Genomic DNA, 8,816 nt, shown 5'->3' on the forward strand with positions numbered 1-8,816 from the left:
GAGCTCAACGCCGTGACCATGCACAAAGGGAACGTCTACCGGGAGACCTCCGGTATGTGGCCGCGTTATTTCCCGGAAGCCATGAAGTACGAGATGAACCGGCGACTCCAGGATAAATATATGTTCGGCTCGGAGTATAACCTATTCCCTCTGGATCAACTGGTCAAGCAGCACGAAGAGAATGGTTACCGGCCGGGGTTCTTGGAAAAGCTTTTCTATAAAAATGCTATCCGTATCCTCGGGGAGAACCTTGAGAGGATCGGCGTCAACCTGAAAGAGTGGATGTGAACTCGGGGCAAATTCCGGAGATCTTCAAGGGTCGGTTATGTCCAAAATAAGGGATGAGATAGAAAAGCTCAGCTTATTATACTGCAGCTAAAAGACAGCTGGATATCCTCATCCGCCTGCAGGAGACTCGGCCGTAGACTATCAAAGCCTTGGAGATGCTGAAAAATAAGAATATGGGGAAGGCAGAAAAAAACACGGCAATATTCCACTTTGAAGGAGGTTTTTTTAGATGGCTTTAAAAACCGGGAAAGAATATGTACAGAGCTTGAGAGAGATGAACCCCCATCCCACGGTTTATCTTTTCGGGGAAAAAATGGAGAACCTTTATGATCATCCCATGGTCAAACCGTCGCAGAATGCTGTGGCCCTAAGTTATGACCTGGTCCATGACCCCCTCCACGAAGACCTGATGACCGCCCGCTCCCACCTCACTGGCCAGAAGGTGAACCGCTTCTGTCACATCTACCAGAGCCGGGATGATCTGGTGAATAAAATTAAGATGTTTCGGATGCTGGGGCAGATGACGGCAACGTGCTTCCAACGATGCACCACCTGCGATGGGGGGAATATCATGTACCTGGCCACTTATGAAGTGGACCAAAAGTTTGGGACGAAATACCACGAGCGGTTCAAAAAATTTTTTAGGCACCTGCAGGAGAATGACCTGGTAGCAGGCATCGCCATGACAGATGTCAAGGGGGACCGAAGTCTGAAACCCAGTGAGCAAGCCGATCCGGACCTTTACCTGCACGTGGTGGAGGAGAAGAAAGACGGGATCGTCGTTCGGGGGGCCAAGGCCCACCAGACAGGAGCCCTAAATTGCCACTACACGGTGGTCATGCCCACTCGAGCCATGTCGCCGGAAGATAAGGGCTATGCCATCGCCTTTTCCATCCCGATGAGTAGCCCGGGTTTAATTCATATTTACGGACGGCAGTTCTCCGACACGCGGAAGTTAGAGGGCGGTTGCATCGACATGGGGAATCCCCTCTTTGGAATGCAGGAAACCCTGCTCATCTTTGAAAACGTTTTTGTCCCCTGGGAAAATGTTTATCTGTATAAAGAGTATGAATTCGCCGAAAGGATCAGCGGCCTTCTCGGCTCTCATCACCGATGCAGCTACGGGGGGTGCAAGACTGGGGTAAGCGATGTCCTGATCGGGGCTACAGCTTTGCTTGCCCAGTACAATGGGGTGGCTAAGAGTTCTCACGTGCGAAGTAAGATAACTGAGATGATCACCCTTTCCGAGACCATGTACGGTTGCGGACTGGCTTCGGCCTATGAAGGCCACAAAACGCCAGTGGGAAACTACATGAACGATTTTCTGCTGGCCAACGTGTGTAAACTGAACGTAGCCCGGATCACCAACCAGATCGGGCAACTGGCCCTGGATATTGCCGGAGGTTTGGTCACTACCCTGCCCTCGGAGAAGGATTTCCGCAGCCCAGAGGTGGGAAAATACTTAGAGAAATATCTGAAGGGGGTAAAAGACGTTCCCACGGAGAACCGGATACGCATTTTCCGTTTGATCGAAAATCTGATGTTTGGGGGAGGAGCCGGAGGATATATTGTGGAATCTATTCACGGGGCCGGCTCGCCGGAAGCGCAGAAGACGATGATTCCCCGGGAGTCTAACTTAAACCACAAGATTTCGCTGGCGAAATGTATCGCCGGAATCAAAGAATAGGGGGCGAAAATGAACCTGCAGGATAAAGTTGCTATCATCACTGGCTCTGGCGGGGGGATCGGCCGGGGGATTGCTCTAAAATTTGGGTCTCTGGGCGCCAAGGTAGTTGTGGCCGATCTGAAAATCGATGGAGCCAAGGAGACCGTTTCTCTTTTAGAGAAGGCAGGGGGAAAAGGTTTGGCCCTGGGCACGGACATTACGGACCGAGCTCAAGTGCAAGATATGGTCAAAACCACGATCAACACCTTTGGGAAACTCGACATCCTGGTGAATAATGCCGGCTGGGATATAATTGAACCTTTTATGCGGAATAACCCGGAGCTATGGGATAAAGTCATTGCCATCAACCTCAAGGGACCCATCTATTGCACCCGGGCTGTTTTGGATCACTTTATTGAAAGAAAATACGGAAAGATTGTCAACATCAGCTCCGATGCCGGAAGGGTGGGAAGTTCCGGGGAGGCGGTTTATTCAGCCTGCAAAGGAGGAATCATCGCTTTCACCAAGACGATCGCTCGAGAGATGGCCCGCTACCAGATCAACGTCAATTGTGTTTGCCCGGGGCCAACCGATACACCCCTTCTGGCAGAAATGACCAAAGGGGAGACAGGAGCCAAGATTATTACCGCGATGACCAATGCTGTTCCTTTCCGGCGCCTGGCCAAACCCGAAGATATCGCCGGGGCTGTGGCTTTTCTGGCTTCCGATGACGCAGGCTTCATCACCGGTCAGACCCTTAGCGTATCCGGGGGCCTGACCATGTGCTGATATCAGTGTGAGTGTGAGTGTCAAGTTTTTAGCTGACACTGACCACTGACACTCACACTGTTTTTCTGAGGAGGAGGGCATGGGCAAGGCGACCATGAGTTATTACCTCGCTCCCGGTGAGATTCCCCCGGGAGTCACTCTGGGAGATTATTTCGAGAGAACTGCCGAGCGCTGCAGCCAGAAAGTGGCTTTGATCTTTCGGGAGCGCCAGATTACCTGGGGGGAGCTCGAGATCTTGGTGGACCGATTGGCCTTAGCCTTCATCGACCTGGGAATCCGCCGCGGGGACATGGTTGTCATCTTGTTTCCCAACCGGCCAGAGTTCATTATCACTCTTCTAGCTGCTGCCCGATTGGGAGCCGTATCCGTCCCTGTTTCTGAACGACTGAGAAGGAAAGAAATCGAATACATTCTCAGGCAAACGGAAGCCAAGGCCGCGGTTTCGGTCTCTGAGTTTTGGGGCTTCTCCTTCTCCGACCTCTTCCAGGAACTCCGCGGAGTCATTCCTACCCTAAAGCATGTAATAGTCTCCGGGCCAAGGCGGCATCCGGGGGAACTCATCTTGGAAGAGTTAGTGGCCCACGAATGGGAAAAGCGCTATTCAGGAGATTACTATCAACAGGTCTACGTAAGGGAATTTCCAGTCGAAGCTGATGATTTGCTGGAGATCATCTTCACTTCCGGAACTACGGGTACACCTAAAGGAGTGATGCATACCCATAACACCCGGTGCCGTTCGGCCCTGGGCACGGCCACGTCCATTGGCCTCAAGGCCGACGATGTCTGGCTGATCATGGTACCCCTTTCCCACACCACAGCCTTAGTCAACGCTTTTTACTCCTCCGTGATCAAAGGTTCCTGCCAGGTTTTGTTGGAAACCTGGAATGTGGAAGAAGCCATGAAGGAAATCACCCGTCACCGGGTAACCCTGCCCATCGGCGTTCCCACCATGCCCATCATGATGCTCCAGAGGCCGGATTTTGATCAATACGACTTTTCCTCAGTTCGGGCCATGGTACTGGCCGGGGCGCCCCTTCCTGTCGAAGTAGCCAGACAGATCATCGAGAAAATGGGTTGTTATGTCACCTCAGCCTACGGCATGACGGAAACAGCCATGAGCAATATCACCCGACTGGACGACCCAGTGGAGGTGGTTTGTGAAACTGTAGGAAGGCCTCAACCCGGAATGGAGCACAAGGTCGTGGACGAGAAGCGGCGTATCGTTCCCATCGGCCTCAAAGGGGAAGCCTGTGCCCGAGGGCAGAACGTCTGCATCGGATACTTTAAGGATCCGGAGCGAACCGCCCAGACCATCGATGAAAAAGGCTGGATATACAGCGGCGACTTGGCCACCATGGACGAGAATGGCAACCTCCGAATCGTTGGCCGGATTAAAGACATAATTGTGCGCGGGGGAGAGAACATTTCGCCCACAGAGATTGAGGACATCCTCTATACCCTCCCCAAAGTAGCCCAGGTGAGCGTAGTCGCAATCTCTGACGAACGCCTGGGAGAGAAGACCTGCGCCTGCATCATTCCCAAGTCTGGTGAGCTTATCACCCAGGAGGAGGTCAAAGCCTTTTTTAAAGACAAGGTGGCTCATTTCAAAATCCCTGACCGGGTGGAGCTGATGTCCGAGTTTCCCACCACGCCAAGCGGCAAGATCAAAAAGAACGTACTTCGGGAGACCATGGCCGAAAAAGTGCAAAAGGAACAGAGAAAGTAGGGGATATCCATGGAAAAGAGGAAACTCACTTACAGCTATTGCCAGGTTTTAGGTATCAACCAGACCAAGGGCCGGACCTTTGGTCAGATGCTGCAGGAAATGGCGGAGCGATACCCCGAACATACAGCGATCATCTTTCAGAATCAGCAATATACCTATCGAGAGTTTCAGGCGGCGGTTGATTCCTTTGCCCTGGCGCTGTTCGACCTGGGCCTGACCCGCGGGGATAAACTGGGTTTGTTGCTTCCCGACTGGCCAGAGTATTCCATTGCCCTCTATGCCTGCGCCAAAATGGGGGTGGTTGTATCCCCCATGAATCCTATCTATCGGAGGATGGAAGTCTTAACTGTCCTCAATCACCTGGAGGCCAAAGCTCTGATTATTCCTGAGGAGTGGCGCGATTTTCGTTTCGTCGATCTTTTAGAGGAAATCCGTTCGGAGATCCCTTCCCTCCGGCACATCATCGTGAAAGGGAAGCCCGGAGAGGGAATGCTCAGCTTCCAGGACCTGCTTTCTCAGGATTGGCAAAGGAAATTTGGCCCCGGCTTTTTGGAAAAATACCTTCAGGACCACCCCGTGGAGGCAGACGACCTTCTGGAGATCGCCTATACTTCAGGCACGACCGGTCGGCCCAAGGGGGTGATGGAAACGCACAACACCCGCATGCTCCATTCGGTAGGGATTGCCGAGCGGATAAAGGCCTCGGAAAAGGATGTATGGCTGAATATGACCCCCCTCTTCCACACTACGGGCAATTGCGTCGTGCAGCATACGGCTTTCCTTACCGGCGGAACCCTGATTCTCCTGGGACGGTATAGCACCGAGACTTCCCTGCGGGAAATCGAGCGCTGTAGAGCGACCATCGCCGCCGGGGTTCCCACCATGTTCATCGACCTCATGAACCATCCCCACTTTGAGAAGACCGATGTCTCCTCCCTGCGCTATGCCCTTTTCACCGGGGCGCCCATGCCGCCAAAGGTGGCCTTGCAAATCGTCGAAAGATTCCAGTGCGGCATCCTTCAAGGGGATGGGACCACGGAATGCGGAAGTAACGTCCTTAGTCTTCCCGAATCGCCGATCGAACTGATTGCTGAGAGCCCCGGACCCCCTCTGGCCGTGGGAAACGAAGTGAAGGTTGTAGATCCGCAGACCAACCGGATTGTGCCCGTCGGCGTTTTGGGTGAGATATGCCACCGGGGTCCTACTAACTTTCTGGGTTATTACAAAGACCCCGAGCTGACCACCGAAGCCGTGGACGAAAAAGGGTGGTTCCATAGCGGAGACCTGGGGACCATGGACGAAGGAGGGAACCTCCGGCTGAAAGGGCGGATCAAGGACATGATCGTCCGCGGCGGAGAGAACATTTACGCCACCGACGTGGAAAGCATCCTCTACACCTACCCGAAAGTGAAGGAGTGTCAGGTCGTAGGATACCCCGACGAAAGACTGGGGGAAAAAACCCTGGCCTGCATCATTCCCAGGAAGGCCGGCGACCGGGTGACTCGGGAGGAGATATACGAGTTTATGAAGGATAAAACAGCCAAGTTCAAGATTCCCGATCAAGTGATAACCCTGGAAGACTTCCCCCGGACGGCCAGTGGGAAGGTGCAAAAATTCAAGCTACGGGAAATGACCGCTCAAAAATTGAAAGGGGATTGAGCATGGACGGAAAAATCGGATTCATCGGTTTGGGGGCCATGGGGCAGCCCATGTCCCGGAGGTTGCTGGAAGCTGGGTTTCAGCTGTTGGTTTATGATGTGAGGCCGGAAGCTATCCAGCCCCTCGTTCAAAAAGGGGCGGAGGCCGCCTCTTCCGTGAAAGAGGTAGCGGATAAGTGCCGGAAAGTCATCACCATCGTGCCCAACTCCGAGGCCGTTGAACAAGTGGTATTTGGACCCGAGGGCCTCTTGGAGGGAACAAAGGGCGGAGATATCCTCATTGAGATGACCAGCGCTTACCCGCCGAGCACGCTGAAAATCCACCAAGCCCTTTCGGCCAAGGGTATATCCATGATCGACGCGCCGGTGAGTGGGGGTGTAGTGGGTGCGGTAGCCGGGACGCTCTCCATCATGGTTGGGGGCGACGAGGCGATCTTTGAAGTCTGCCGGCCGATCCTTTCTGTGGTAGGGAAAAACCTTTTTTATATGGGAGGAATCGGGTCTGGCCATGCCGTCAAGGCCATCAATAACTTTCTATCGGCCACAACCATGGCGGCTACCTCCGAGGCTATCATCCTGGCGACGAAATTGGGTCTTTCACCCCAGCGGGTCATGGAAGTCTTGCAGGTCAGCACCGGCCGCAGCTACTCCACGGACTTCAAGTTTCCCAAATTCGTATTGCCCCGGACCTTCAATTCGGGATTTGCCCTCGACCTGATGTACAAAGATGTCGACACCGTTACCCGGATGGCCAAGGAGTATAAGATCCCCATGTTCCTGGCCAACATGGTGCAACAACTCTTCGGATGCGCCATAATCCATGGGGGGGAGAGACAAGATCATACCTCCATTTTTACTTATCTGGAGGATCTGACCAAAAGAAAAGAAGAGGCATAAAGGGAAGCCCATGGCAAATTTTGGCCTGATCTTCTCTCCATTCACCGTCGGGGGCCTGCGTTTAAAAAACCGGATCCTGGCCCTGGGTTCCCGGGCCAACAATGAAATCCTACAAGCTTTGGAGGGGAAAGTTCCTCAAATTCTCCCGATTGGCGACTGTGTGGAGCCGCGGAAGGCGAAAGAAGCCATTCATGAAGGTTTTACCGCAGCCCTCCAGGTGTGAAGGGAAAGATGGGGGTGAATGATTCACCGCAGAGCTCGCTGAGAACGCCGAGAGAAAGGATGCAAATCACCAATAACCAAATTATCGCATTGGGGCGTTCTTGGTGGTAAACAGGAAAGGAGGTGAAGAAGCGAAACCTAAAAGAGATAGCGTGAAAAGGGGGAGCCAAATTGAAAGAAAAGGAGGGTTAAAATGAGGGTAAAGATTTTTATGTTGATAGCTGTAGGAATCGCGCTGTGTTTTGGCCTATCTTTCGAAACCTACGCCCAGCAGAAAGTGATTAAAATGGGCGTCACGGCGGCCCTGCAAAAAGAAGCGGGCATCGGGGTAAAGAATGCGGCGGAGATGGCCGCCCAAGAGATCAATGCCAAGGGAGGAATTTTAGGTCATAAAATTGAGCTGTATTTTGCCGATGATGATGGAATTGCCGAGAAGGGCGTCACGGCCATCAAGAAACTTCTCTTCACGGACAAAGTAGATTTTGTCAGCGGCGGTTGGATGAGTGGAGTGGGTCTGGCCCAGGCGCCCCATATCTTCGACGCCAAGAAGCTCTGGCTGAGCGTCGGACCCGCAACCCCCAAGCTGGCGAAAATGGTGGAGGAGGACTACGCGAAAGCCAAGTATTTCTTCCGCGTCGGTTGCGTGAATTCCGACCTCTTCGCCTACGATATGGCGGTACTTGCGGAAGAATTCTTCAAGAAGGAATTAAAGGTAACCAATGTGGCTCTTCTGCCGGAGAGTTCAGTTTGGGCGCGGGAGATGTCTGCCTATCTGGAAAAGGAATTGCCCAAGCGGGGGCTGAAGATCGTTTACCTGGATGTCTTCGATCCCAAACGCACAGATTTTTCCCCTCAGTTCGCCCAGATTCGCGCCAAGGGAGCGGAGCTCATGCTTACCGTCCAGGCTCTTTCTCCCGGGGTTCCTATTACCAACCAATGGTCAGACACTAAGCTTGCAGTCCATCAAGCGGGCTATAGCCTGAACAGCCAAGTCACGGATTTTTGGGATAAGACCGGGGGAAAATGTAATTATGAAGCCACCCAGTTGATCAACGGGGCCAGAGCAACGATTACTCCCCTTACCATTCCTTTTTACGATAAATACATAAGCACCTACCGAATCTCTCCTACTTATACTGCCTTTGGAGAATACGATGCCCTCTATTTATTGAAGGCAGCTGCCGAGGAGGCTAAAACCCTGGACACGGAAGTCCTGATCAAAACTCTGGAGAAGATGCGATTTGTGGGAGCGGCCGGGGTGATTCTTTTTGAACCGAATCACGACTTGAAATATGGCAAAGATGGCAAGCAGCCAGTTTGGGTCCAGTGGCAGGATGGCAAACAAGTCTCGATCTTTCCCCAGGAATTTGCCACCGGGAAATATATCTCCCCACCCTGGATAAAGAAGAGATAAGCGCGAGAAAGATTTGGGAAAAAGCCGGGAGGAGAGTCATGGGTCCTTCACTCCTCCTGGCGATCTTCATGTGATGGTGGATGGGAATAGGTTCGGAGGCGATCTTATTCTGAACGGAGAGGCCTGGGCCATAAGGGCAGGCAGTCCATTTTTCTT

The 8,816-nt window shown here is 52.8% G+C and carries 8 protein-coding genes; all 8 read left to right on the plus strand.

What is annotated here, in order from left to right:
• The coding region (locus tag Q7V48_06565) for an amidohydrolase family protein (GenBank protein ID MDO9210397.1) at nucleotides 1-288 on the plus strand (288 nt) is incomplete at its 5' end.
• Nucleotides 289-517: 229 nt separating this feature from the next.
• Nucleotides 518-1,975, plus strand: a complete 1,458-nt coding sequence (locus Q7V48_06570; GenBank protein MDO9210398.1) for a 4-hydroxyphenylacetate 3-hydroxylase family protein — start codon at nucleotides 518-520, stop codon at nucleotides 1,973-1,975.
• Nucleotides 1,976-1,984: 9 nt separating this feature from the next.
• Complete coding sequence (locus Q7V48_06575; protein ID MDO9210399.1) at nucleotides 1,985-2,743, plus strand: glucose 1-dehydrogenase; 759 nt, start codon at nucleotides 1,985-1,987, stop codon at nucleotides 2,741-2,743.
• A gap of 79 nt (nucleotides 2,744-2,822) precedes the next feature.
• On the plus strand, nucleotides 2,823-4,469 hold the full coding sequence (locus Q7V48_06580; GenBank protein MDO9210400.1) for an AMP-binding protein: 1,647 nt from the start codon (nucleotides 2,823-2,825) through the stop codon (nucleotides 4,467-4,469).
• 9 nt (nucleotides 4,470-4,478) lie between these two features.
• The gene (locus tag Q7V48_06585; GenBank protein ID MDO9210401.1) at nucleotides 4,479-6,128 is read left to right on the plus strand and encodes a class I adenylate-forming enzyme family protein; all 1,650 of its coding nucleotides are present in this window, start codon (nucleotides 4,479-4,481) and stop codon (nucleotides 6,126-6,128) included.
• Between the two features lie 2 nt (nucleotides 6,129-6,130).
• Nucleotides 6,131-7,024 carry an NAD(P)-dependent oxidoreductase gene (locus Q7V48_06590; protein MDO9210402.1) on the plus strand — a complete coding sequence of 298 codons (894 nt, stop codon included), beginning with the start codon at nucleotides 6,131-6,133 and terminating at the stop codon, nucleotides 7,022-7,024.
• A gap of 10 nt (nucleotides 7,025-7,034) precedes the next feature.
• Complete coding sequence (locus Q7V48_06595) at nucleotides 7,035-7,247, plus strand: hypothetical protein (protein ID MDO9210403.1); 213 nt, start codon at nucleotides 7,035-7,037, stop codon at nucleotides 7,245-7,247.
• A gap of 192 nt (nucleotides 7,248-7,439) precedes the next feature.
• Nucleotides 7,440-8,660, plus strand: a complete 1,221-nt coding sequence (locus Q7V48_06600) for an ABC transporter substrate-binding protein (protein MDO9210404.1) — start codon at nucleotides 7,440-7,442, stop codon at nucleotides 8,658-8,660.
• The last annotated feature ends 156 nt before the right edge of the window (nucleotides 8,661-8,816 follow it).

Source organism: Deltaproteobacteria bacterium, assembly GCA_030654105.1.
Classification (GTDB): domain Bacteria; phylum Desulfobacterota; class SM23-61; order SM23-61; family SM23-61; genus JAHJQK01.

Excerpts from the sequence above, each read along its gene's own strand:
- Q7V48_06575 (MDO9210399.1), top strand. The coding sequence starts at position 1,985 with ATGAACCTGCAGGATAAAGTTGCTATCATCACTGGCTCTGGCGGGGGG.
- Q7V48_06580 (MDO9210400.1), top strand. The coding sequence starts at position 2,823 with ATGGGCAAGGCGACCATGAGTTATTACCTCGCTCCCGGTGAGATTCCC.
- Q7V48_06590 (MDO9210402.1), top strand. The coding sequence starts at position 6,131 with ATGGACGGAAAAATCGGATTCATCGGTTTGGGGGCCATGGGGCAGCCC.
- Q7V48_06600 (MDO9210404.1), top strand. The coding sequence starts at position 7,440 with ATGAGGGTAAAGATTTTTATGTTGATAGCTGTAGGAATCGCGCTGTGT.
- Q7V48_06595 (MDO9210403.1), top strand. The coding sequence starts at position 7,035 with ATGGCAAATTTTGGCCTGATCTTCTCTCCATTCACCGTCGGGGGCCTG.
- Q7V48_06585 (MDO9210401.1), top strand. The coding sequence starts at position 4,479 with ATGGAAAAGAGGAAACTCACTTACAGCTATTGCCAGGTTTTAGGTATC.
- Q7V48_06570 (MDO9210398.1), top strand. The coding sequence starts at position 518 with ATGGCTTTAAAAACCGGGAAAGAATATGTACAGAGCTTGAGAGAGATG.